This is a genomic window from Bartonella sp. LJL80 (genome assembly GCF_054871565.1).
Genome location: NZ_JBTXLM010000001.1, coordinates 493,051 through 517,413 on the forward strand (window position 1 = coordinate 493,051; position 24,363 = coordinate 517,413).

Sequence of the window (24,363 nt, forward strand, 5' to 3'; positions counted from 1 at the left end):
ACCACTGGAATATTGCTGAAGAAGCTTGCGCTTCTGTTAATCATTTGGCCACCCGGAGAAAAATCCGGGTGGCTTTTATTGAATTATCAACCTTTGAGAACCTCGACGAGGGTCTTGCCAAGTTGTGCCGGTGACGGTGAAACGCGAATGCCTGCTGATTCCATTGCGGCAATCTTGTCTTCTGCGCCACCCTTGCCGCCGGAAATCACAGCGCCTGCATGACCCATTGTGCGTCCGGGAGGGGCTGTACGGCCAGCGATGAAACCAACCATCGGCTTTTGACGGCCCTTCTTGGCTTCATCCTTCAAGAATTGCGCAGCATCCTCTTCAGCTGAACCACCAATTTCACCGATCATTACGATAGACTTGGTTTCATCATCTGCAAGGAACATTTCCAACACATCAATAAATTCTGTGCCCTTGACTGGATCGCCGCCGATACCGACTGCTGTTGTCTGGCCCAAACCTTCATTGGTTGTCTGAAACACGGCTTCATAGGTCAAAGTTCCCGAACGAGAAACAACGCCAACGGAACCCTTCTTGAAGATAGAACCGGGCATAATGCCGATCTTGCATTCATCAGGGGTCAAAACGCCGGGGCAGTTTGGTCCGATCAGACGTGATTTTGACTTGTCGAGCTTGGCTTTGACGTTGACCATGTCGATAACCGGAATACCTTCCGTGATACAGACGATCAGTCCGATTTCAGCCTCGATAGCTTCAATGATAGCGGCTGCGGCACCTGCTGGCGGTACATAGATAACAGATGCATCGGCGCCGGTTTTCTCTTTACCTTCGGCAACCGTTGTAAAAATCGGCAGCTTTTCGCCCTTGGAACCTTCCCAGGTTTCGCCGCCCTTTTTCGGATGAACACCGCCAACCATCTGGGTGCCGTGGTAAGCCAAAGCCTGCTCGGTGTGGAATGTACCGGTCTTACCGGTCAAACCCTGTACGAGAACTTTCGTATCCTTGTTGATCAAAATCGACATGACTTCAAGCTCCCTTCACGGCTGCGACGATTTTCTGCGCGGCGTCATCCAGATCGTCCGCAGAAATCACATTCAGACCACTTTCATTGATAATGGTTTTACCCTTATCGACATTGGTTCCTTCAAGACGAACCACAAGCGGCACCTTCAGGCCGACTTCCTTGACAGCTGCGATAACGCCTTCAGCGATAACATCACAGCGCATGATGCCGCCAAAGATGTTGACGAGAATGCCCTTCACATTGGGATCAGCTGTAATGATCTTGAATGCTGCCGTAACCTTTTCCTTGGAAGCACCGCCACCAACATCAAGGAAATTGGCAGGTTCTGCCCCATAAAGCTTGATAATGTCCATGGTTGCCATGGCAAGGCCGGCACCATTGACCATGCAGCCGATATTGCCATCAAGTGCGACATAGGCAAGATCATGCTTGGAAGCTTCGATTTCCTTCGGATCTTCTTCTGAAGTATCACGCAATTCCAAAATGTCGGGGTGACGGAACAAAGCGTTATTGTCGAAAGACACTTTCGCATCCAAAACGCGCAAATGACCGTTTTTCATCTCGATAAGCGGATTAACCTCAAGAAGGCTCATGTCCTTCTCGGTGAATGCTTTATAGAGAATGGGGAAGAGCTTCAAACCGTCTTCACGTGCGGCATTCTTCAACTGCAAAGCATCACAAAGCTTTGCACCGTCTTCAGCTGTCACGCCCTTTTCAGGATCGATGGCCAAAGTCAGAATTTTTTCCGGTGTTTCTTCAGCAACGGTTTCAATATCCATGCCGCCTTCGGTCGAAACAACAAAAGCAACCTGACCGACGGTACGATCAACAAGAATGGACAGATAGAGTTCACGCTCGATATCGGCACCATCTTCAATGTAGAGACGGTTAACCTGTTTTCCAGCAGGGCCGGTCTGCTTGGTTACCAATGTTTTGCCAAGCATTTCCTTAACGTTGGAAACCACTTCTTCAATCGACTTCGCCAGCCGAACACCGCCCTTAGCATCGGGACCAAGTTCCTTGAACTTACCCTTACCGCGGCCACCAGCGTGGATTTGGCTTTTAACCACATAAAGCGGTCCGGGCAATTTCTTTGCCCATTCTTCAGCCTGCTCTACAGAATAGACGGCAACGCCATTGGCAATGGGCGCACCATATTCATGAAGCAGACGCTTGGCCTGATATTCATGGATATTCATTCATTTTTCCTTTTCTCTTATGGGCCGGTCATCCGGTCCCGGAAAAACCGGAATATCCCGCCTTATGTTTATAAAGCGGGATTGTTCCGACTTATTTCAAATTCGGTGCGATAGCGACACAAGCGTCACATAGACCCTTCACAGCGCCTACTGATTTCTCGAACGCAACCTTTTCATCCTTATCAAGATCAATCTCGATAATACGTTCCACACCACCGGCACCCAATACGACCGGAACACCGACATACATATCCTTAACGCCATACTGGCCGGAAAGATGGGCTGCCACCGGTACAACGCGCTTCTTATCCTTCAGATAGGCTTCAGCCATCGATATTGCCGATGAAGCCGGAGCATAGAAAGCAGAACCGGTTTTAAGCAGACCAACGATTTCTGCGCCGCCATCACGGGTACGCTGAATAATCTGATCGAGCTTGCCTTGCGTTGTCCAACCCATTTTGACGAGATCGGGCAAAGGAATACCTGCAACCGTCGAATAGCGCACTGATGGCACCATCGAGTCGCCATGGCCGCCAAGAACAAAGGCCGTGACATCTTCAACCGAAACCTTGAATTCTTCTGCAAGGAAATAACGGAAACGGGCAGAATCAAGAACGCCGGCCATACCGACAACCTTGTTGGCCGGAAGGCCTGAGAATTTCTGTAAAGCCCATACCATCGCATCAAGTGGGTTCGTGATGCAGATGACAAATGCGTTGGGCGCATATTTCTTAATGCCTGCACCAACCTGCTCCATGACCTTCAAGTTGATACCCAAAAGGTCGTCGCGGCTCATGCCGGGCTTACGGGGAACGCCTGCGGTTACAATGATAACGTCCGCGCCTTCAATGGCAGCATAATCATTGGCGCCGGTATATTTTGCATCAAAACCGTCAACCGGTGAAGATTCTGCAATATCCAGCCCCTTACCCTGCGGTACACCTTCTGCAATATCGAACAAGACAACGTCGCCAAGTTCTTTCAAGCCGATCATGTGCGCAAGAGTGCCACCGATCATGCCTGAACCAATGAGAGCTATTTTATTGCGTGCCATTTTGGTTTCTTCCCTAAATTGCTGCCGGAAAGAAGCCAAATGCTGATCCTCGCCGACATTAAACCCAAAAACTCCCTTACACGTTGAATACCCTATCAATAAGACATTCAGATGATCGGGATTGTTGAAACTCCCGTGTAGACTGAACCCCGACATCAAGCCGTTGAATAATCTACCGCCTTATCGTCGATAGGCTGAATCGGGAAAAAACACAACTGATTATTCTAAATCGAATAAATTCAATCGGTTATATTGGTGTCAGTTTACGTAAACGTCAATTATTATCGGTGGCAATGCGCTAAATAGCCACATTTTGACCCTATTATATGTTTTTGTGCGGGATATCGGGGTTATTTTCGGCCCAGATCTGCAAATATTCTTCGCTTTGCATTTCAAAAAGACGTGATGCGGTCCGTTCAAATTCGAAGGTTTCAGTTGTTTGGTTGCGTCCTTGATAGAGCTTTTCGGGCGTTTCCGCCGCCGATATGAACAAGCGCGCATGCCGATCATAGAGCGTATCGATAAGCAGAATAAATCGCTTCGTTTCATTGCGGTGTTCATCATCCATGATCGGTACATTGTCGATGAAAAACGTATGATAACGGGCCACCAACGCCAGATAATCGGCAGCGGCAAGGGGTTTGGCACATAGATCCAGATAGTCGAAACGCACTGCATGAGATGTTGCATGCGGAATGTGAACAGGATGGCCGCGAACATGGATATCCAGTGCAACGTCCTTTTCACCCTCGGTGACGATTGCCCATGCCGAATCCATTTTTTCGCGTGTATCGCGCCCCAATGGTGAAACATAGACCGGTCTACGGTCTGCTTTCTCAAGGCGATAATCGGTCTTGGCATCAAGATTGACCACTTCGACATATTTTTTCAAAATGGCAATAAAGGGTAAAAAAAGCTGCCTATTGAGGCCGTTGCGATAAAGGTTGTCCGGCGCAACATTGGACGTTGCGACCAGTGTGACACCTTGATCGAACAGCGCGGTAAACAGACGCGACAAGACCATGGCATCGGCAATATCTGTCACAGTAAATTCATCAAAACAAAGAATCTTCGCTTCCCGTGCCAAGCTTTCCGCAACGGGAACGATCGGATCGTTCTGCTTTGTTTCGCCCCGATTAAGTGCTTGGCGATGCTGGTTGATCCTATCATGGACATCGGCCATGAAGTCGTTGAAGTGGGCACGCCGTTTATTGCCCTGAGGGAGACAGGAGAAAAACAAATCCATTAACATGGTTTTGCCGCGACCGACTTCACCATAAATATAAAGCCCTTGCACCGGCTCTTTATTTTCCTTGCGCTTTCCGAACAGCCAACCCAAGGGTGAACTTTTTTGTGAAAGGCTTTTTTCTGAGATATCCGACAAAAGCCGGTCGAAACGTGCCGTTAGTGCAACTTGTGCAGGATCAAGAGTGATTTCACCGTTCTCGACCAGTGCATCATAACGCTCACGCATCAAACCCATTAAAAAATCCTTTTGAAAAAACCCGCATATAAAAAGAAACGGGCTGTTCAAAAAAACAGCCCGTTATCTTGAATGTTAACGGCTCAGAACAACTGTCTGTCCGCTTGTGGTACGGCCTTCAAACCGGCTGGCACCGGTTGAATAAAGCGTTGCAACAGAACTACCCGACGCATCATAGAAGCTTAACTGCTTGCCATTGACTGCCCAGGAGCTAACACCGGTAAAAGCAGCCGGGCAATGCAGTGGGCCAGCACGGTATCCCTGACCGAATTTGGTCTGCGGTGTCGCAATCTGGCAGCTCATTCCGCCGACAGAGGCCTTCCAAACGCCGGCTACACTTGCCGGAGTAAGGTCTGAAGCATTGCTTGGCGGCTCCAAACTTGCAACCTGTGTCTGCTCCATATCGCCACCACTATTGGGCGCAGCAGGAAAAGATGCTGCCGGTGGCGGCAAGGTCGATTGGGTTACCGTGCCCGAACCTGCGGGGCCTGGCATAACCACCTGAGGCGGCTGCCCGCCACCATTATTGCCAAAGCGTGATGTCGAACAACCGGCAAGAACAACAGCCATGGCTGTCAATGCCAGAAGTGATTTTTTCGAGATTGTCATATCCTTGCTCTCTCCATCGCGATAAAACGCCGTTATCGACTGCAGATATCCTACAAATTGCGTGACGAATTATCTTTCCTGAAACCATAAATAGCAAAAAGACGGCAGAAAAAAAGTAAAAACCGAACAAATGGCCCGCAGCCGAGCTTGCGAAATAATATTGGAAATCTAAATTCATGGAATTCGAGCGGGACACAACCTTTACAAAATCTTTCAACTATCTGATTTATATTAATAATTTTAGTTTTCTCAATTTCTCTTTTCGTCAATTTACCTTATTGTGAGAAATCGATTCTGCAAGACGTGGTACGAGGCTCTGGCACAAGCGATGAGCCAACCTTGGTGCATTTGAAAGTTCGATAGATCCGGAACTTCATCTTGTCGCCGTCCGTACGCGCCGATGTTATTGCTTTTTATCGCGTCATCACTGGTATTTTTTGCACTTTTCGGCCATATATAGCGTGAAGAACCACGAATAAAGACGGCGAGAATGATCCCTTTCAGCAAAATGAATGGCCTTGGCAATGAAATTATCGTTGCCGATATGCGCGCTGCAGGCAGCAATATCACGCCGCAGGCGGCTATTGCCTTAGCCTCTCAAGCAGAAACGACGTTCGACCAGATCATGGCAATCCACCCGGCAAAAAAAGCCGATACCGATTTTTATATTGAGATATGGAATGCTGATGGATCAATGGCCCAAGCATGTGGCAATGGAACGCGATGTGTTGTTGAATGGCTTTATCAAAGACAACTAGGCTCGCATTTCACCTTTGATACGGCAGGTGGAATAGTCACGGCTGAAAGGCTTGAAAACGGGCTTGTATCCGTCGATATGGGTAAACCGCATTTACGCTGGAACGAGATCCCTGTTTCATACGAGATTCCCGATACCAACCATGCCGACATCGGGAGCGGACCGCTCGGCGATGCTTCGCTGGTTTCCATGGGCAATCCCCATGCGATCTATTTCGTCGGTGATGATATTCAGGCGATCGCCTTGGATATCTATGGCCCGAAACTGGAAAATGATCCAATTTTTCCACAACGATGCAATATCTCTATTGCCCATGTCACCTCAAGCAAGTCGCTGACTTTGCGCACTTGGGAACGGGGGGCCGGTTTAACGCGTGCCTGCGGCACTGCTGCCTGTGCATCAGCGGTTGCAGCGCATCGGCGCGGCAAGACCGAACGCGCTATCACAATCACTGTGCCCGGCGGCAATCTGGAAATTCTTTTGCGTCATGATGATCATGTCATCATGACTGGTGCAACCGAGTTCGAATTTGATGGATTTTTAGAACCGACAAGCGGTGACTATCAGCGGGTTGCCTGTTGATGGCAACAGAAATTGTAACCTTTGGATGCCGTCTCAACGCCTATGAGTCGGAAGTGATGCGCGAGGAAAGCGCCGCAGCCGGTCTTGATGACTTGCAACATGGCGCCGTCATTTTCAATACATGCGCTGTTACATCAGAGGCGGTGCGTCAAGCGAAACAGGCGATTAGAAAAGCACGACGGGAGAACCCGCAAGCTCGGATCATCGTCACCGGTTGCGCGGCACAAACGCTTGGCCAGGATTTTGCCGCGATGGATGAGGTTGATCTGGTCTTGGGCAATGAAGAAAAACTTCATGCCCACTCCTATCGGCAATTGCCGGATTTCGGTGTTAACAATTACGAAAAATTACGGGTCAACGATATTATGGAGGTCCGTGAAAACGCACCCCATATGGTCGATTCCATTGAAGGCCGTGCGCGCGCATTTGTGCAAGTTCAAAACGGCTGCGACCATCGTTGTACCTTTTGTATTATTCCTTATGGACGCGGTCCATCACGGTCGGTGCCGATGGGCGCTGTTGTTGAACAGATTAAACATCTCAATGCCAACGGCTATCAGGAAGTTGTGCTGACCGGTGTCGACCTGACCAGCTATGGCCCCGATCTCCCCGGCAAAACAACCTTGGGCAAACTCGTCAGCTCCATTTTGCGCAATGTTCCCGATCTTGCGCGTTTGCGCTTATCATCAATTGATTCCATTGAAGCCGATGAAGAACTTATTGAACTTCTGGCTTATGAAAAACGCATCATGCCTCATCTCCACCTTTCACTGCAGGCAGGTGATGATATGATACTTAAACGCATGAAGCGTCGCCATCTGCGTGACCAATCCATCCGTTTTTGCAACGATCTGCGCGATAAACGGCCGGAGATGATCTACGGTGCTGATTTGATCGCCGGTTTTCCGACCGAGACGGATGAAATGTTCCAGAACAGTCTGGCGCTTGTTGAGGAATGCGGTCTTACGCATCTACACGTCTTTCCGTTCAGCCCGCGCGAAGGCACACCGGCAGCGCGAATGCCGATGGTTGAACGCCAAATTGTAAAACAGCGCGCCGAAAAGCTACGTCGCGCTGGCGAAAAATCATATCAAAACCACCTCCTCCGTTTACAAAACAGCGAACACATGATTCTTGTGGAGCGGGATGGAATCGGTCGCACGGAAGATTACACCTTAACGCAAATTGACGGTGGCATTGCTGGCACAATTGTCAGAGGCCGCGTTGTTGGACATGACGGCAACAAGCTGATTGCTGCCTTAACCAATCGCGATGCTGCTTGAACAGGAAAAAAAATGGCTAAGGGTCTTTTTAAAAAGGTTTTTTCTTTTGGTTCCAAACCAAAGGACGACGAACAGCAGGCTGATGTAACTGCGCAGGAAACTGCCACTCTTTCCCCTTTTGAAGCCTATCAGGCAGCACAGGCAAAGAAAACTCAGTCAGCGGTCGCGGTTGAGGAAGTTGCAATAGAGCCAGAGCCAGAGCCAGAGCCAGAGCCAGAGCCAGAGCCAGAGCCAGAGCCAGAGCCAGAGCCAGAGCCAGAGCCAGAGCCAGAGCCAGAGCCAGAGCCAGAGCCAGAGCCAGAGCCAGAGCCAGAGCCAGAGAAGAAAAAAGCGGATAGGCCAAAAGCGCAAGTAAAAAAAACGGTCAATGCTGAAAAAGCTTCATCGTTGAACGCTGAAGCCATGCCGCAGAGAGCTGCGAACAAAGTGACCGTTAGCGATGTCGTTGCGGTGAAGAAGGATGTTGCAGAATCCGCGCCTGCTACTGCTGCCCCGAAAAAGATGTCGTGGTTTGAGCGTTTAAAAAGCGGTTTATCACGCTCCTCTCGCCAACTTGGTGATTCCATCACCTCAATCTTTACCAAGCGCAAGCTTGATGAAGAAACATTGCAGGATTTGGAAGACGTTCTCATCCAGGCGGATCTCGGGATTGAAACCGCCATGCGCATCACCGATACGCTGGCGGCAGGCCGGTATGGCAAGGATATCTCCACCGACGAAGTCCGCACAATCATGAGCGACGAGATCAAGAAAGTTCTCGAGCCGGTTGCCATGCCTTTGGAACTGGATCTAAGCCATAAACCGCACGTCATTCTGGTCGTCGGTGTCAATGGCACGGGTAAGACAACAACCATCGGCAAACTTGCTGCAAAGCTGACTGCCGGCGGCATGAAAGTGATGTTGGCGGCGGGCGATACATTCCGCGCCGCTGCCATCGAGCAGCTACACATTTGGGGTGAGCGTACGGGCGCACCTGTCGTCTCGACGCGTCTTGGTGCGGATGCGGCAAGCCTAGCATTTGAAGCTTATGAAAAAGCGCGAGAAGCTGGCAGTGATGTTTTGATTATCGATACCGCCGGACGATTGCAAAACAAAGCCGAGTTGATGGAAGAACTGGCGAAGATCGTGCGTGTTCTTGGCAAGCATGACCCTGAAGCGCCCCACACTGTATTGCAAACACTGGATGCCACAACGGGGCAAAATGCGCTCAGTCAGGTTGAAATATTTAGAAACATTGCCGGTGTAAACGGACTTGTTATGACAAAACTCGACGGAACCGCACGCGGTGGTATTCTTGTAGCGATCGCTGCGAAATATAAACTGCCGGTCTATTTCATTGGCGTCGGTGAAGGAGTTGATGACTTGGAACCCTTTGCCGCCACCGACTTTGCCGAAGCCATTGCAGGAAAGCACGAATGAATCAATCTATTTTTGAACCAGACCCGCAGGATACAAAGGCCGTCAGAGACATGCATATGTCACCGACGCTGAAACTTATTCTTGAAATGGGGCCTCTGGTCGTATTTTTCTTTGCCAACTACAAAGGCGAATGGCTCATACAAAATATCGGCATCTTTAAAGGTTTTGAAAAACCGATTTTTCCGGCGACAGCAATTTTCATGGTTGCTATTGTCGTCGCACTTGTCGCATCTTGGCTGATTGCCCGCAAAATCCCTATCATGCCGCTCATATCGGGTATTTTTGTTTTGATCTTCGGGTTTCTGACGCTTTGGCTGCATAATGATACATTCATCAAAATGAAACCAACGATCATCAATACGTTGTTTGGTCTGATATTATTTGGCGGTCTTTTGTTCAAAAAAGCACTTCTTGGTTATGTTCTTGATTCCGCTTTCCAGTTGGATGCCGAAGGTTGGCGCAAACTCACCTATCGTTGGGCTTGGTTTTTCATCTTTCTGGCCGTTATCAACGAGGTTGTGTGGCGCAATTTCAGTGATGATTTCTGGACAAGTTTCAAAGTTTTCGGTGTAATGCCTATCACCATCATCTTCATGGTGGCTCAAATGCCCATGATCATGAAACATGCAACTGAGCCATTGGGCGGCAAACAAAACAAACGTGATCAATAGTTTAAAGTCTTAAGCGGAATGATCGGAGGCATATATGCGTGTAACCCAATTTATCTGTCGGAGCGACAATTTCGGTGTCTTGCTTCATGATGAACAAAGCGGACTGACAGCATCGATTGACGCCCCCGATGCACAAGCTATTGAGGAAAAACTGAAACAGCTGGATTACCGACTGGATTTTATCTTCATCACGCATCATCACTTGGATCATGTCGAAGGCATTGCCAATTTGAAAAAGCGGTTTAATGCCAAAGTTATCGGACCAAAGGCGGAAGCCGCCAAGATAGCCGGTTTAGACCTGACAGTGTCAGAGGGCGATCCGTTGGAGTTTGCCGGCAGGAAAGTAGAGATTATCGCCACGCCAGGTCACACTGCTGGAGAAATATCCTATTACTTTCCTTTAGAAAAATTGGTCTTTACAGGGGATACATTGTTCTCGCTAGGTTGCGGGCGTTTATTTGAAGGCACACCTGCGATGATGCTATCCTCACTGCAAAAACTCCGCAATTTACCCGATGAAACCCTCCTTTATTGCGGTCATGAGTATTCGCAATCTAACGCCCGCTTCGCTTTGACCATCGATCCAGATAACGTTGCTTTGCGTAACCGTGCTGCGGCTGTTGACCGTTTAGTTGCTGTGGGCGAAGCCACTTTACCAAGCTCTATTGGTTTAGAAAAAGCCACCAACCCATTTCTGCGTTGGGATGATCCGGCAATTCGCCAAAATCTTGCCATGGAAAACGCTACAGATGAAGCGGTTTTTGCTGAAATTAGAAAACGTAAGGATCAGTTCTAGATGTTTTTAAAACGTGCTTTCATCGCCGTCAGCCTCATTCTGTTGCCTGCGGCAGCCATTGCTGAGGACAACCAGCCGGATGCAAAAAAAGATTCCTTTTTTCTCGCACCAGTTACCAATCCCGCAATCGTTGCCACTTATCCGCTTACAGAAGACTTTTTGTCGAAAATGGAAGCGGTGCAAACGGATATGGCGGAAAAATCCATGACGCTTACAGCGGCAGATACTGGCAATGATGGAAGCATTGATGGCCTTGTTGATGCGATCTCCAAGAACCAATCTATCGTCGCTATCTTGAAAAAGCATGCGCTTGAACCCAAGGATTATGTCGTCGGTTATATGGCGCTGCAGGCATCGCTTGCCGCCGCCGCATCCCTTGATGACAAGGATGCAATCTTTGATGAAAGCACCACGGTTTCCAAAGAAAACCTGGAATTCGGGCAAAAGAATGCGGATAGGATCCGTGTATTTCTTGAAAAATAGGATCGAACTCGAAAGATGCGGATAATCGTGTGTGTCTTTGAAACGCCATAGCAAACCAGCAAACATCATTGCGCTGGCAATATTTGTACTTTGCCTTGTCGGCTTTTATCCCGCTTTGTCCCAAGAAACCGTTTGTCAGAATGATGCGTTTGTTGATACACAACTGCCGCTTATCCAAAACATCGAGAAAACGCTTGGTCTTTCCAAAAGCGCCTTTGCTGCCTGTAAGCGCTCCCCTCAGGATAAGGGTGAGCTTCTTGTCGTCCTGTTAAGTCGAAGCGTTGAAAAGATAGCAGAATGTGATGGCTGCGCGCTGTATGATCTGATTTTTGCGACGACTGATGCCACCGGTGAAGCGACGAAAGTTCGTTATCAACGCAAATCCGCATTTTTATCTGATGCGTTAGAGATTGATAATATATCCCTTGATACCGGCCTATATCGGTTGGCCGATGGCATAAGGGCCTTGGGATTCAGGCTAGAACGCAGTACGCATTCCGCCTCGGGCTACCAGCGCAGCGAACTATTTCTATACGTTAGAAACCAAGAGTCGTTGACGCCCATATTCCGATCGACCGGACAGGACGAAACGGGTTCACTGAATGGCCTTGTGATTAATTCGCGCGTAGCAGAAGTCGGCTTTAACAATTGCATTGATGACTCTATATCCGAAATGACATCCACGATCGATTTCGGTGCTGTTCATCAAAAGTTTCGCGATATTGTCGTTAGAGCAAAAACGGTAACACGCAACGGCGTGTTGAATGGAGGAGCTTGCGAACACGAAATATCTAGTACATCACTCTCAGAAACTACTTACACTTATAACGGGCGATATTACAGAATAGACTGATAAGACAATCTGTCGAATGATGCGCGTCCGAAAGTGATTCCGTTTTCATAGAGTCATGGATTCACTTTATCTCTTTGTTTGGTCGCATTTTCCAGACAAAAAAGTCTATCAACTTTTGTTGGAAATACCCTAAGGATCAAATATTCGCAGTCAATCCAGCCCCGCTCAGCTTTGCAAGCGACGACAAATATCGTCCAACTGTTCCAAAGATGCGTAGTGAATCTTTACATCCCCACCCTTCTTACCATGTTTGATCGCCACTTTCATGCCGATGACATCAGCCAAAAGTTTCTCAAGCGACTTGGTATCGGCATCTTTTTCTGATGGCGTGCGCTTTTTTGCCTTTGGATTGTTTTGATCATTGGCCAAGGCTTCTGCCTGACGCACCGATAAACCATCACGAATGATCTGCTCCGCCAGACTTTGAGGATCATCCACTGTGATCAGACAACGGGCATGTCCCGCTGAAAGCTGGCCCTCATTGAGAAATTGTTGCACCTTGGGCGGCAACTTCAACAAACGCAACGTATTGGCAACATGACTTCGGCTTTTCCCGATGACCTGTGCCAGATCAGCCTGAGTGTAATCATGGTCATCAATCAACAGCTGATAGCCCATGCCCTCCTCAATCGGATTAAGGTCGGCGCGTTGAACATTTTCGATGATCGCCAATTCAAGCGCGGTACGATCGTCAACATCGCGTATAATGACCGGCAGCTCGTTCAAATTGGCGCGCTGCGCCGCACGCCAACGGCGCTCGCCGGCTATCAGTTCAAAACGGTTGGGATGATCAGGTGATGGACGAACAACAACCGGTTGGACAACACCATGCTCCCGGATGGATTGGGCGAGATCATCCAATTCTGAATCGGTAAAGTGACGACGCGGATTGCGCGGATTGCGCGAAATAAACTCGATCGGGACATGTCGCTCAGAGGCTGTCTGCGTGACATTTGTCGCAGCCGGTTTATTGATGCCTAGATCAATATCACCAATCAGCGCTGCCAAACCACGGCCTAGTCTTTTTTTCGATTGATCGTCACTCATACTTATTTCTCTTTATTTTCAATAGGTTAATAAGTTTCACGCGGCGCGGAGCTGGCGTTCGCGCTGGATCACTTCCGAGGCTAATTGTAGATATGCCTGACTGCCTGCACATTTAAGATCATACAACAGCGCAGGTTTGCCGAAAGATGGTGCCTCTGACACACGCACATTGCGCGGTATGACCGTGCGATAAACTTTGTCCCCCATGAATGAGCGAACATCATCAACCACCTGGTTAGACAAATTGTTGCGACCATCATACATGGTCAACACAATGCCTTGTATTTCTAAAGCCGGATTGAGCGAACCACGCACTTGCTTGACTGTTTCAAGTAGCTGGCTCAAACCTTCCAATGCCAAAAATTCGCATTGTAACGGCACGAGAACTGAATCAGCCGCGCCCATGGCATTCAATGTCAAAAGGTTGAGCGATGGAGGACAATCAATCAGCACATAGGTGAATTTTTCTGCCACACGTTGATCATGCCTCAAAGCCTTTTGCAGGCGCTGTATGCGGTCTTGTGCAGGCGCGATTTCCATTTCAACACCCAGAAGATCAAGTGTTGAAGGAACAACATAAAGGTTGGGTACTTCTGTTTCCAGTGCTGCATCGGCGACTGATGATCCCGATACCAACACATCATAGGATGAGAGAGGGCGATTGTTGCGGTCAATCCCTAGTCCGGTACTGGCATTGCCCTGGGGGTCAATATCCATGACAAGAACTGTTTCACCAATGGCAGCCAAGGCTGTTGCAAGATTAATGGCTGTTGTTGTTTTACCAACCCCACCCTTCTGGTTTGCAATGGCGATAATACGCGTGTCGCTCATTTCACTTCACCCTTTAATGAACGAAGATCGGTAATTTCAAGAATAACCGACTGTTCGTCTATTTTGCTGTCATGTTTTATCAGATTGAAGGTCCAATTGGCATTGGCTTCAGCAACTTCCGAAGCGTAATCCCGCCCTTTTTGAAACAGTGCTGTGCTGCCATGCATCAACCATGGCGCCGAGAGGCTTAAAAGTTGATCCAACGATGCTAAAGCGCGTGCTGTAATCACTTCCGGCTCACCGAATTCACTATAAGAGTCTTCAATACGGCATTGATGGACGGTTGCCGGTAAATCCAGCTCGGCAATCACGGTACGTAAAAACGCAACCTTCTTGCCATTACTTTCGACAAGATCGATATGGGATCCACCGCTTTGCTTCAGAAAAATCGCCGTTACGATACTTGGAAATCCTCCACCGGACCCAATGTCGCACCATGTTTTTGCGTTGCTCTTCAATGGATATATCTGCGCACTATCCAAAATATGTCTTGTCCATAATTTCGGCAGTGTCGCATTAGCAACAAGATTAATCTTTGCCTGCCACTTCACCACCATCGCTTCAAATGCCAGCAACCGCTCTGTCGTTTCACGTGAAACAGATGGAACGATCTGGCTTAGTCGGGCTATCTTGAGACGACGATCCTCTGACATTAGGCGCTCTTTTTCCTGTCACGGCGCAAGCGCTGGATATGGGTGACGATAAGCGAGAGTGCCGCCGGTGTCATACCGTCAATTTTCTGCGCGTCGGCTATTGAACGCGGTGCACGCTGTTTAATCTTTGCCTTCAACTCATTCGACAATCCCGATATGGAATCCAGATCAAGTTCTACTGGTATGTGGAGCTGTTCATCACGCTGCAATGCCGCTATATCCTGAGCCTGCCTTTCCAAGTAAACCGCATATTGTGCTTCAATTTCAATGGCTTCTGTGGTTTTACTGTCGAATGAAACCAACTCTGGCCAGATGCCAGAAAGTCTATTCACTGACATGTCGGGATAAGCCAACAAGTCATAGGCAGTTCTACGAACACCATCACGGTTGATCAAAAGCCCATGTGCCGCGGCCTCGTTAGGTGTGATCTGCAATGACTGGCAGACCATACGCGCATGATCGAGCTTCTTACGCCGCTTCTCATAAACACCTCGCCGTTCGGTACCTATCAAACCCCAATTTTCACCGAGCGGTGTTAAGCGTTCATCGGCATTATCGGCACGGAGCGAAAGCCGGAATTCGGCGCGCGAAGTGAACATACGATAGGGCTCGCTGACACCGCGTGAAATAAGATCATCGACCATCACGCCGATATAGGCTTGCGAACGGCTAATAATGATCGGCACGCTGCCGGCCGCTTTACGCGCAGCGTTCAAACCGGCTAAGAGTCCTTGTGCACCAGCCTCCTCATAGCCAGTGGTGCCATTGATCTGACCAGCAAGAAACAAACCGGGCAGGGAACGCAACTCCAGCGATGCCGAAAGCTGACGGGGATCAACAAAGTCGTATTCAATGGCATAACCGGGCTGTAACACCACGACATTTTCCAAACCTTCAATTGTCTTTAGCAAATCAATCTGTGCATCTTCAGGCAGCGAGGTCGAGATACCGTTGGGATAAACCGTATCATCGTCCAAACCTTCCGGCTCAAGGAAGATCTGATGACCGTCACGATCACCGAACTTCACGATTTTGTCTTCAATTGAAGGGCAATAACGCGGCCCGATACCCTCAATCGCCCCCGAATACATCGCGGAGCGATGCAAGTTCTCCCTTATGACAGCATGGGTTCGTTCATTTGTACGCGTAACTGCGCAGTCGATTTGCGGCTGCTTGATGGTTTCAGTCATCAAAGAAAAAGGTACCGGCTGTTCATCAGCACTTTGCTTTGGCAGATTATCCCAATCGATAGATTTTTTACTTAAGCGGGCAGGGGTACCTGTTTTTAATCGTCCAAGCGTAATGCCATAGGATGCCAAGCGTTCGCCGAGTTTCAGGCTCGGCTCTTCGCCCATACGGCCAGCCGGCCAGGTTTTTTCGCCTATATGAATCAATCCGCGTAAAAATGTGCCTGTTGTCAAAACAACAGCACGCGCTGTTATGGCACCGGACTGTTTAAGCACCGCTCCGGCTATCTCATGATCTTTTACGATGAGATCGATAGCTTCGTCCTCCAAAACGGTAAGATTGCACTGTTGTGAAATCAGGTTTTGCATTGCTGTTTTATAGAGCTTGCGATCGGCCTGTGTTCGCGGGCCGCGTACAGCAGGTCCTTTACGCCGGTTTAGCAGACGAAACTGGATACCTGCTTGATCAGCGGCAAGCCCCATGAGCCCGTCCAACGCGTCAATCTCGCGAACAAGGTGGCCTTTTCCAAGACCGCCAATCGCCGGATTACAGGACATTGTACCGATTGTTGAAAAATGATGCGTCACGAGCGCGGTTTTCGCACCAGTGCGTGCAGCAGCAGCTGCTGCTTCACATCCCGCATGGCCACCACCGACCACAATCACATCGTATTTTTCCATTTAACTATTTCCAAATGAACCCATCGGAGCGGCGTTTCACGTGAAACAGCCTTTGAAAGCGATAATTCTTTCGTCAATGATTATTCTCTTCTCATGAATCATGCGTTTAACACAAGAAGTGTTTCACGTGAATCACTATTTAAATATTCTTGATCCATAAACCGATTTATGTTTCACGTGAATCATTTTCCGATGCAGAATTCTGAAAAAATAACATCAAGAATGTCTTCCACATCAATGTCGCCAGTAATTCGAGCAAGCGCATCAGCTGATCGACGTAAATGTTCGGCCCTAAGTGTCAGATCTAACTGTACCCCTTTAATGGCGTTATCAATTTCATTCAATGCCTTTTGTAAAAGTTCCAACTGGCGTTTGCGGGCTGGTATCGCATCGCCTATTTCACCAATAAAGCGTGAACAAAACTCCGTAAGTTTTACGATAAATGCATCAAAACCCTCGCCAGTATCGGCTGAAAATTCAATCGGCCAGCTTTTTGTGCGGCTTTCAATCAAATCAAGCTTGTTGCCAACATGCCAGATTACGGCGTTGGTTTGAGGGAGCGATACAGGGCCGGGCATAACCATATCATCGACCATAACCACCAAATCGGCTTCGGCGACACGCCTGTGGGCTGCTTCAATGCCGAGCTTTTCAACCCGATTATTCGTCTCACGCAGGCCGGCAGTATCAGTCAGCAATACCGGCAAGCCTGATAAAACCAATCGCACCTCCAAGACATCACGCGTGGTACCAGCTTCATCTGTTACAATAGCAACATCCCGTCCGGCTAACCTATTGATAATACTAGATTTTCCAGAATTTGGTGCACCAGCAAGCACGACTTTGATGCCGTCACGCATTGTTGCTGCACGTTCACCCTCTGCAATATGATTTTGAATGGATGCGGTTAATATTGCCAGATTATGCCAAACCTGCTGTGACACAGCCCCCGGCACATCATCTTCATCGGCAAAATCCAATTCGGCCTCAATCAGCGCCCGTGCTTTTATCAGCTGCTTACGCCAATCACGATAAAGCGCCGCCAAAGCGCCGCTCGCACCCATGACAGCGAGACGTCTTTGACTTTCCGTTTCAGCTTCAATTAAATCAGCCAAACCTTCTGCCTGAGTGAGGTCTAGTTTACCTTCTGCAAATGCTCTGCGCGAAAATTCACCCGGTTCAGCCAAACGACAACCGCCAAACTTCGCCAACTCATCAAGAAATCTGTTAACGACGGCTTTGCCGCCATGGATGTGAAACTCGGCACAATCCTCTCCGGTAAAACTGTTGGGCGAGGGGAAATACACCGTCAAAGCAGAATCAAGAAATGCACCGTCTTGGCTGGTTAAGTTGCCATAGGCCATAAAACGCGGTTTAGGCAACCGGCCGTAAAGTGTAGTGACAACATGTTGAACCTGAGGGCCCGATAGTCGGATAACCGCTACACCTGAGGGTAAAATACCGCTTGAAACGGCAAAAATAGTATCCAACCTTCTTCCTCCAGCTTGCTGCAATGACGTTAACGCGATTCTTTGCAATGCATGTATAACATATGCTTAGAAATGAAAAACAATCCGTCTTGATACCCTATAGATCGCGCTTAGCAATACACTCTTACTATCCTTATACCAAGGGATAGGCCTATGTTCGATGGTCATTGAACCAACACGCGCTACAGCGTGTACTAGATCAATTTTCGATCTGATTGGACCAGATCAAAACTTTAATCGGTTGTTTAGGCCGCGTTTATTATCCGATAGGAGCAGGATAAAGAATTGATCCGGTGAATCAATTTTTCCTGCGGATACGCTTCACACTTTTTGGAAAACGCCATAAAAGTGCTGATCGCATATGCCGGTAAAACAGTTTGGGCACCTGTTTTTCTAGCCCTCGCCTATTCGATCAATATGGGTGATAGAACAGGGAAAAAGCGTTTAGCCTGACGCCGATAAAATGCTGAACACTGTAGCGGGCAGACCACCGATATTGAGTAAATCTAATCTGCAACAACATAATGAATAAACCGTCCGATTTGGCAACCGGACGGTTTATTCATTTTAAATGATTGTGATCTTCAGATCAGGTATTCATCGAGTCGAAGAATTCACCATTTGTTTTGGTTTGCTTCAACTTATCAATAAGGAATTCGATAGCATCGGTTGTTCCCATCGGTGCCAGAATACGACGCAGCACAAAGATTTTCTGCAGATCCTGACGGGCAACAAGAAGATCTTCCTTACGCGTACCGGATTTCAGAATGTCCATTGCCGGGAATATACGCTTATCAGCCACTTTGCGATCAAGCACAATTTCGGAATTGCCTGTACCCTTGAATTCTTCAAAGATCACTTCATCCATACGGCTACCCGTATCAATCAAGGCCGTTGCAATAATGGTGAGTGAACCGCCTTCTTCAATATTACGGGCGGCACCAAAGAAACGCTTCGGGCGTTGCAATGCATTGGCATCCACACCACCGGTCAAAACCTTACCTGATGACGGAACAACCGTATTGTACGCGCGACCAAGACGAGTGATCGAATCCAGCAGGATGACAACATCACGCCCATGCTCAACCAGACGTTTTGCCTTTTCAATAACCATTTCCGCAACCTGCACGTGGCGAGTGGCAGGTTCGTCAAATGTCGAAGAGACAACTTCGCCCTTCACCGAGCGCTGCATATCCGTCACTTCTTCTGGACGTTCATCAATCAAAAGAACGATGAGATAGCATTCCGGATGGTTGGCAGTAATCGAATGGGCGATATTCTGCAACAGAACGGTTTTACCGGTTCTAGGAGGTGCAACGATTAGGCCGCGCTGCCCTTTTCCAAGCGGTGAAACAAGATCAATGACCCGTGCCGACATATCTTTGCCAGTTGGATCTTCCAACTCCATACGCAAACGTTCATTGGGGTAAAGCGGGGTCAGATTGTCAAAATGAATTTTATGGCGGATTTTTTCCGGATCTTCGAAATTGATCGTATTGATCTTGAGCAGGGCGAAATAACGTTCACCCTCTTTCGGGCCGCGGATTGGACCTTCGACAGTATCACCGGTCTTTAATGAAAATCGACGGATTTGCGAAGGCGAAAGATAGATATCATCCGGGCCTGGAAGATAATTTGCATCCGCTGAACGCAGAAATCCAAAACCGTCGAGCAGAACTTCAACGACACCCTCACCGATAATTTCAACGTCTTGTAAAGCCAGTTTTTTCAGAATTGCAAACATAAGCTCCTGCTTACGCATCAAGGAAGCATTTTCAACTTCCAGCGTTTCAGCAAAAGATACCAATTCAACGGGGGTTTTGCTTTTGAGTTCTTGTAGTTTCATTTCTTGCATATTGTGCATCAATTATAAGCTCTTTTAAAAAGGGAGAGCTATTTTCCAATTGAAATAACCGGCTTCAACGCAAAGGGTTTTGGAAAATAGAAAAAAGGTGGGTCTGGCGCTCTATACCGCCAAACCACAATTATTGCAAGTCATTTTATCTAGAACGGTTTTACGATAACCGCTATCACCGCAATGATCATCAAAACGGTTGGCACTTCATTCATGATACGCCATGTTTTTTCAGAGAAATTGTTACGATCTTCGGCAAAATGCCGTGTACCACGTGACAAAACACCATGAAAACCCGATAGAATAACCACAGCGGCAAGTTTCAAATGGAGCCAGCCCCCATGAAACTGATAGAGCTCCCAAGCCATCCAAAGACCGGTAATCCAGGCGACAATCATAGCCGGATTAATGATGGCGCGCAGTAAACGCCGTTCCATGATCTTGAATGTTTCGGATTGCACCGAACCAATTTGCGCACGACAGTGATAAACAAACAAACGCGGCAGATAAAGCATACCCGCCATCCAGCTGATAATAGCTATGACGTGGATAGCCTTCATCCACAATGGAAAGTTGGGATAAGTATCCAGATTCACGTGAAACAATGCCCATAAAACAATCGCAACAACCAGAATTGCTATGATGGCACGCGCCCATATTTTACCGGTTGTCATGGACTTTTTCGGCTCTGTCATGGTTGAAATCTCCTAACTTGCCTGATCATCTGTTCGACATGTTCAATTGGTGTCTGCGGTGTAATGCCGTGACCAAGATTGAAAATCAATGGTCCCGCGCCGAGGGATTGTAAAATATCGTTAACACCATCTTCCAGTGCTTTTCCACCGGCAATCAGCCGCAGCGGATCAAGATTTCCTTGAACGGGCGTTTTTTGTTGCAGCGTCCGGGCGAAGGAAAATGGCACAGACCAATCAAGCCCGATGGCAGTTACACCGGTCTTTTCAGCATAATCGGCATAAAGCGCGCCCGCACCTTTTGGAAAACCGATTATCGGTATGTTTGGATAAGATTGGCGGATACGTTTGACCATACGTTTGACAGGTCGGATGCAATAGGCTTCAAAACTCGATTCGTCGAGAACACCTGCCCAAGAATCAAAAATCTGAACCACTTCCGCTCCGGCCTTGATCTGGTTGATAAGATAATCGGCCGAAACGTCAGCCAGGATGTCCAACAATTTCGTCATTGCTTCAGGATGGGTAAAACCGAAAATACGGGCAGGGGCCTGATCTGGAGTACCATGACCTGCAATCATGTAAGTAGAGACAGTCCAAGGAGCACCACAAAAGCCGATAAGGGTTGTCTCCTGCGGTAAACCTTTTTTCAGTAAGCGCAAAGTTTCGAAACTGGGTTCCAAACCATCCTGAGCCCTTTCGACGTTTAAATTATCAATATCGTCAACCGTAATGGGATCAAGAAGTGGGCCTCGTCCTTCTTCAAAGCGAAGATGACGTCCTAACGCATGGGGGATAACCAGAATGTCCGAAAAGAGGATGGCTGCATCAAAACCAAATCGTCTGATTGGCTGCATAGTGACTTCATAGGCCATATCGGGATTGTAGCAAAGATCGAGGAAACTTCCGGCTTTTTTGCGCGTTTCACGATATTCCGGCAAAAACCTTCCGGCTTGCCGCATCATCCAGATTGGAGGGGGCGTGATCGTTTTTCCATCTAGGACATCGAGGATTTTTTTTGTCATGGCCTATGCTCGCTTTTCCAACAGCTCTTTTCAATTAAGAAATGTTTTTAAATGGGATTCTATTTCTTAGAGTCTGTGTTTACTGTTAATTATTTATTAACCAATTTTTTTCCACAATTTCTCTTATCGTTATGACAGGATGACACAAAAAGATTCATGATATGTGAATGACGGGGATAAGCACTAAAAATCTTTATAAAACAAATCGCTTAAACAATGCCTGATTTGTGCATAAGATTTTCATAGATTTGCACAATGAAAAGTTTTCCCCATAACCCGAACAGGCTCAATTTGATTGCGCACAGCGTTCGCGCTTGTGTATAAACTCACGGAGTTATCCCCCGTTTTGCACATATGTGGAAAAGGTGGTTGGGCTTTGCACACTTATCAACAAGGGACTGTGAATCCTGTGACAAAAACGAAATCGGCCTTTCATTTACATATGATTTCTGATGCGACCGGTGAGACACTCATATCGGCTGGTCGGGCTGCAGCCTCGCAATACGGGGCTTCTCAGGCGATTGAACATGTCTATCCGATGATTCGCAATGCCGCACAATTGCGGCGTGTACTCGACCAAATAGATCAAGAACCGGGAATTGTTCTTTATACCATTGTGGATGAAACCATTGCGCGTGAACTGGATTCGGCTTGCGCAGCGATGGGGGTGCCTTGCGTTTCGGTGTTGGATCCGGTGCTCAATGTGTTTCAATCCTATCTTGGAACACCGGCCAACCGCCGCGCCAGTGCCCAGCATGACCTCAACGCCGATTATTTCAGGCGAATCGATGCACTGAATTACACGATGGACCATGATGACGGCCAACTACCCGATGGTTTACCACAGGCAGATGTTATTCTGGTCGGTATATCCCGTACCTCGAAGACACCAACCAGCATCTACCTCGCCAATCGCGGTATAAAAACGGCAAATGTACCGCTGGTGCCATCAATCGAGTTGCCGCAACAGGTTTATGAAGCGAAGAAACCATTGATTGTTGGCCTGGTGGCGTCGGCAGAACGAATCAGCCAGGTGCGCCAAAGCCGCGAAATCGGTGGCGGACTGATGACCGAAAGCTACACCGACAGGGCAGTGATTGCGCAGGAACTCATCCATGCCAAAAGGGTCTGCGCCCGCCATAACTGGCCGGTGATTGATGTGACCCGCCGTTCTATCGAGGAAACGGCTGCTGCCGTGCTTGAATTGTTAACACGCGAGCGATAGGCATTGCTTGTCTTTAGAGAGAGGGAAATATGTCCGCAGACTCGTTAATCCTTGCATCGCTTAGTCCGTTTCGTGCCGAACTTTTAAAAAATGCCGGTCTGCATTTTCGAGTGGAAGGTGCAAACATAGATGAGCGCCTTGTCGAGACCAACCTTGGCAGCATGACGCCGGTTGATACTGCTAGCGCTTTGGCTGCCGCTAAAGCCTGTGATGTCTCTTCACGCTTTTCCGGCGCGCTTGTGATCGGCTGTGACCAGACCCTTGATCTTGAAGGAACGGTTCTACACAAAGCAGCGAATATGGAAGAAGCGCGACAACGTCTTTTGGCTTTATCGGGTAAAACCCACTATCTCCATAGTGGTATAGCTTTGGCGAAAAACGGCACAACAATCTGGTCTGATGTCTCGAGCGCCGCCATGACCATGCGGGTGCTTGCACCGGATTTTGTCGGTCGCCATCTGGCGCGTGTTGGCCAGAAGGTTTTGGGCAGTGTCGGCGCTTATCAGATAGAGGGCGAAGGCATACAGCTATTTGATCGTATAGAGGGTGACAATTTCACCATTATCGGCTTACCTCTCTTGGTATTATTGAAGAAACTGCGCGCCATGGGGGTTATAGATGGTTGATAAGGGCGTTCTGCCAGAGGAAAAAGGGCCGAGAGCGTTTGTCACCGGATATCCGGTGCGTCACTCGCGTTCGCCGCAAATCCATCGTAGCTGGTTGCAGCAATATGCTATTTCAGGCCAGTACGACCCGATCGAGGTTGCGCCAGAGAATTTTGCCGGCTTTATAGGCTCGCTAGCCAAGGATGGTTTCTGCGGCGGCAATGTGACTTTGCCACATAAGGAAGAGGCCTTCCGGTTGGCTGATCAAAAAGATAGCGTTGCAACCATGATCGGAGCGGCCAATACGCTGTGGTTTGAAAATGGCAGGCTTTGTGCCAGCAACACCGACGCCTATGGTTTTGCTGCCAATCTTGATGATTTTGCTCCCGGATGGGCAGGCGGAATAGCTTTGGTACTGGGAGCGGGCGGGGCATCCCGCGCTGTTATTTACGCCCTTAAGCAACGTGGTTTCGAACGTATCTGCCTGTTGAACCGAACCAGAGCGCGGGCTGATGATCTTGCAATGCATTTCGGTCAACCGGTAGAGGCCCACGATTGGCAGGATGTGAATAAGCTTGTCCATGCGGCAGATTTGATCGTCAATACGACATCGCTTGGCATGGAAAACCACATGGCGGAGAAATCCGACACTTTGTTTCTCAATTTTGACAAAGCAAAATCGACGGCCCTCGTGACCGACATTGTTTATACGCCATTGATAACACCGGTTTTGCAGCAGGCGCGCGATAGTGGGCTGAAGATTGTAGACGGCATAGGCATGTTGCTGCATCAGGCCGTGCCGGGGTTTGAACGCTGGTTCGGCGTGCGCCCACATGTAGATGAAGCTTTGCGGCTGAAAATTTTGCGCGACATGGGCGAGGCATGAGGTGAA

General features: G+C 48.4%; 23 protein-coding genes. 10 read left to right on the forward strand and 13 right to left on the reverse strand.

Features of this window, described 5'->3' with window-relative positions; all coding sequences use genetic code 11:
* Positions 1–86: 86 nt before the first annotated feature.
* From sucD to ACYSNS_RS02255, 5 genes are all read right to left on the reverse strand, one after another.
* Positions 87–989 (reverse strand): succinate--CoA ligase subunit alpha, encoded by a 903-nt coding sequence (gene sucD, locus ACYSNS_RS02235; RefSeq protein WP_461721492.1) that lies wholly within the window; start codon positions 987–989, stop codon positions 87–89.
* Positions 990–993: 4 nt separating this feature from the next.
* Complete coding sequence (gene sucC / locus ACYSNS_RS02240) at positions 994–2,190, reverse strand: ADP-forming succinate--CoA ligase subunit beta (RefSeq protein WP_461721493.1); 1,197 nt, start codon at positions 2,188–2,190, stop codon at positions 994–996.
* 91 nt (positions 2,191–2,281) lie between these two features.
* Entirely contained in the window at positions 2,282–3,244 is a 963-nt protein-coding gene (gene mdh / locus ACYSNS_RS02245; protein WP_461721494.1) for a malate dehydrogenase, read from the reverse strand.
* A 322-nt stretch (positions 3,245–3,566) separates the two neighbouring features.
* Positions 3,567–4,727: a cell division protein ZapE gene (gene zapE / locus ACYSNS_RS02250; RefSeq protein WP_461721495.1), complete on the reverse strand. Its 1,161-nt coding sequence runs from the start codon at positions 4,725–4,727 to the stop codon at positions 3,567–3,569.
* Positions 4,728–4,802: 75 nt separating this feature from the next.
* Complete coding sequence (locus ACYSNS_RS02255; RefSeq protein WP_461721496.1) at positions 4,803–5,336, reverse strand: AprI/Inh family metalloprotease inhibitor; 534 nt, start codon at positions 5,334–5,336, stop codon at positions 4,803–4,805.
* A gap of 490 nt (positions 5,337–5,826) precedes the next feature.
* Between ACYSNS_RS02255 and dapF the strand changes: the two genes are divergently transcribed.
* The 7 genes from dapF to ACYSNS_RS02290 are packed head-to-tail and all read left to right on the forward strand — an operon-like array spanning position 5,827 to position 12,180.
* Positions 5,827–6,675, forward strand: coding sequence for a diaminopimelate epimerase (gene dapF, locus ACYSNS_RS02260; protein WP_461721497.1), 849 nt, complete (start codon positions 5,827–5,829; stop codon positions 6,673–6,675).
* Entirely contained in the window at positions 6,675–7,958 is a 1,284-nt protein-coding gene (gene mtaB / locus ACYSNS_RS02265; protein ID WP_461721498.1) for a tRNA (N(6)-L-threonylcarbamoyladenosine(37)-C(2))-methylthiotransferase MtaB, read from the forward strand. Before dapF ends, mtaB begins: the two co-directional genes overlap by 1 nt.
* Positions 7,959–7,970: 12 nt before the next feature.
* Positions 7,971–9,377 carry a signal recognition particle-docking protein FtsY gene (gene ftsY, locus ACYSNS_RS02270; protein ID WP_461721499.1) on the forward strand — a complete coding sequence of 469 codons (1,407 nt, stop codon included), beginning with the start codon at positions 7,971–7,973 and terminating at the stop codon, positions 9,375–9,377.
* Entirely contained in the window at positions 9,374–10,048 is a 675-nt protein-coding gene (locus tag ACYSNS_RS02275; protein WP_461721500.1) for a septation protein A, read from the forward strand. Before ftsY ends, ACYSNS_RS02275 begins: the two co-directional genes overlap by 4 nt.
* 34 nt (positions 10,049–10,082) lie before the next feature.
* Positions 10,083–10,844 carry a hydroxyacylglutathione hydrolase gene (gene gloB, locus ACYSNS_RS02280; RefSeq protein WP_461721501.1) on the forward strand — a complete coding sequence of 254 codons (762 nt, stop codon included), beginning with the start codon at positions 10,083–10,085 and terminating at the stop codon, positions 10,842–10,844.
* Positions 10,845–11,327 (forward strand): hypothetical protein, encoded by a 483-nt coding sequence (locus ACYSNS_RS02285; RefSeq protein ID WP_461721502.1) that lies wholly within the window; start codon positions 10,845–10,847, stop codon positions 11,325–11,327. It begins immediately after the preceding gene.
* Between the two features lie 31 nt (positions 11,328–11,358).
* Complete coding sequence (locus ACYSNS_RS02290; protein ID WP_461721503.1) at positions 11,359–12,180, forward strand: PA3715 family protein; 822 nt, start codon at positions 11,359–11,361, stop codon at positions 12,178–12,180.
* A gap of 165 nt (positions 12,181–12,345) precedes the next feature.
* Here ACYSNS_RS02290 and ACYSNS_RS02295 read toward each other — a convergent pair whose 3' ends face one another.
* The 8 genes from ACYSNS_RS02295 to hemE all read right to left on the reverse strand — a co-directional run bounded on the left by ACYSNS_RS02295 (position 12,346) and on the right by hemE (position 21,641).
* Complete coding sequence (locus tag ACYSNS_RS02295) at positions 12,346–13,227, reverse strand: ParB/RepB/Spo0J family partition protein (RefSeq protein WP_461721504.1); 882 nt, start codon at positions 13,225–13,227, stop codon at positions 12,346–12,348.
* A 36-nt stretch (positions 13,228–13,263) separates the two neighbouring features.
* Positions 13,264–14,058, reverse strand: a complete 795-nt coding sequence (locus ACYSNS_RS02300; protein ID WP_461721505.1) for a ParA family protein — start codon at positions 14,056–14,058, stop codon at positions 13,264–13,266.
* Entirely contained in the window at positions 14,055–14,711 is a 657-nt protein-coding gene (gene rsmG, locus ACYSNS_RS02305) for a 16S rRNA (guanine(527)-N(7))-methyltransferase RsmG (protein WP_461721506.1), read from the reverse strand. The genes ACYSNS_RS02300 and rsmG overlap by 4 nt, the downstream gene beginning before the upstream one ends.
* Positions 14,711–16,579: a tRNA uridine-5-carboxymethylaminomethyl(34) synthesis enzyme MnmG gene (gene mnmG, locus ACYSNS_RS02310; RefSeq protein WP_461721507.1), complete on the reverse strand. Its 1,869-nt coding sequence runs from the start codon at positions 16,577–16,579 to the stop codon at positions 14,711–14,713. Before mnmG ends, rsmG begins: the two co-directional genes overlap by 1 nt.
* Positions 16,580–16,761: 182 nt before the next feature.
* Positions 16,762–18,069 carry a tRNA uridine-5-carboxymethylaminomethyl(34) synthesis GTPase MnmE gene (gene mnmE / locus ACYSNS_RS02315; protein ID WP_461721508.1) on the reverse strand — a complete coding sequence of 436 codons (1,308 nt, stop codon included), beginning with the start codon at positions 18,067–18,069 and terminating at the stop codon, positions 16,762–16,764.
* A 589-nt stretch (positions 18,070–18,658) separates the two neighbouring features.
* Positions 18,659–19,924 (reverse strand): transcription termination factor Rho, encoded by a 1,266-nt coding sequence (gene rho / locus ACYSNS_RS02320; protein ID WP_461721885.1) that lies wholly within the window; start codon positions 19,922–19,924, stop codon positions 18,659–18,661.
* Between the two features lie 149 nt (positions 19,925–20,073).
* Positions 20,074–20,598, reverse strand: coding sequence for a protoporphyrinogen oxidase HemJ (gene hemJ, locus ACYSNS_RS02325; RefSeq protein ID WP_461721886.1), 525 nt, complete (start codon positions 20,596–20,598; stop codon positions 20,074–20,076).
* 17 nt (positions 20,599–20,615) lie between these two features.
* Positions 20,616–21,641: a uroporphyrinogen decarboxylase gene (gene hemE, locus ACYSNS_RS02330; RefSeq protein WP_461721509.1), complete on the reverse strand. Its 1,026-nt coding sequence runs from the start codon at positions 21,639–21,641 to the stop codon at positions 20,616–20,618.
* A gap of 295 nt (positions 21,642–21,936) precedes the next feature.
* On the opposite strand from hemE, the gene ACYSNS_RS02335 reads away from it, so the two are divergent.
* Genes ACYSNS_RS02335 through ACYSNS_RS02345 form a run of 3 tightly spaced genes read left to right on the forward strand, consistent with a single transcriptional unit; the run spans position 21,937 to position 24,357 of the window.
* Entirely contained in the window at positions 21,937–22,866 is a 930-nt protein-coding gene (locus tag ACYSNS_RS02335; RefSeq protein ID WP_461721510.1) for a pyruvate, water dikinase regulatory protein, read from the forward strand.
* Between the two features lie 29 nt (positions 22,867–22,895).
* Positions 22,896–23,492 (forward strand): Maf-like protein, encoded by a 597-nt coding sequence (locus tag ACYSNS_RS02340; RefSeq protein WP_461721511.1) that lies wholly within the window; start codon positions 22,896–22,898, stop codon positions 23,490–23,492.
* On the forward strand, positions 23,485–24,357 hold the full coding sequence (locus ACYSNS_RS02345) for a shikimate dehydrogenase (RefSeq protein WP_461721512.1): 873 nt from the start codon (positions 23,485–23,487) through the stop codon (positions 24,355–24,357). The genes ACYSNS_RS02340 and ACYSNS_RS02345 overlap by 8 nt, the downstream gene beginning before the upstream one ends.
* Positions 24,358–24,363 lie beyond the last annotated feature (6 nt).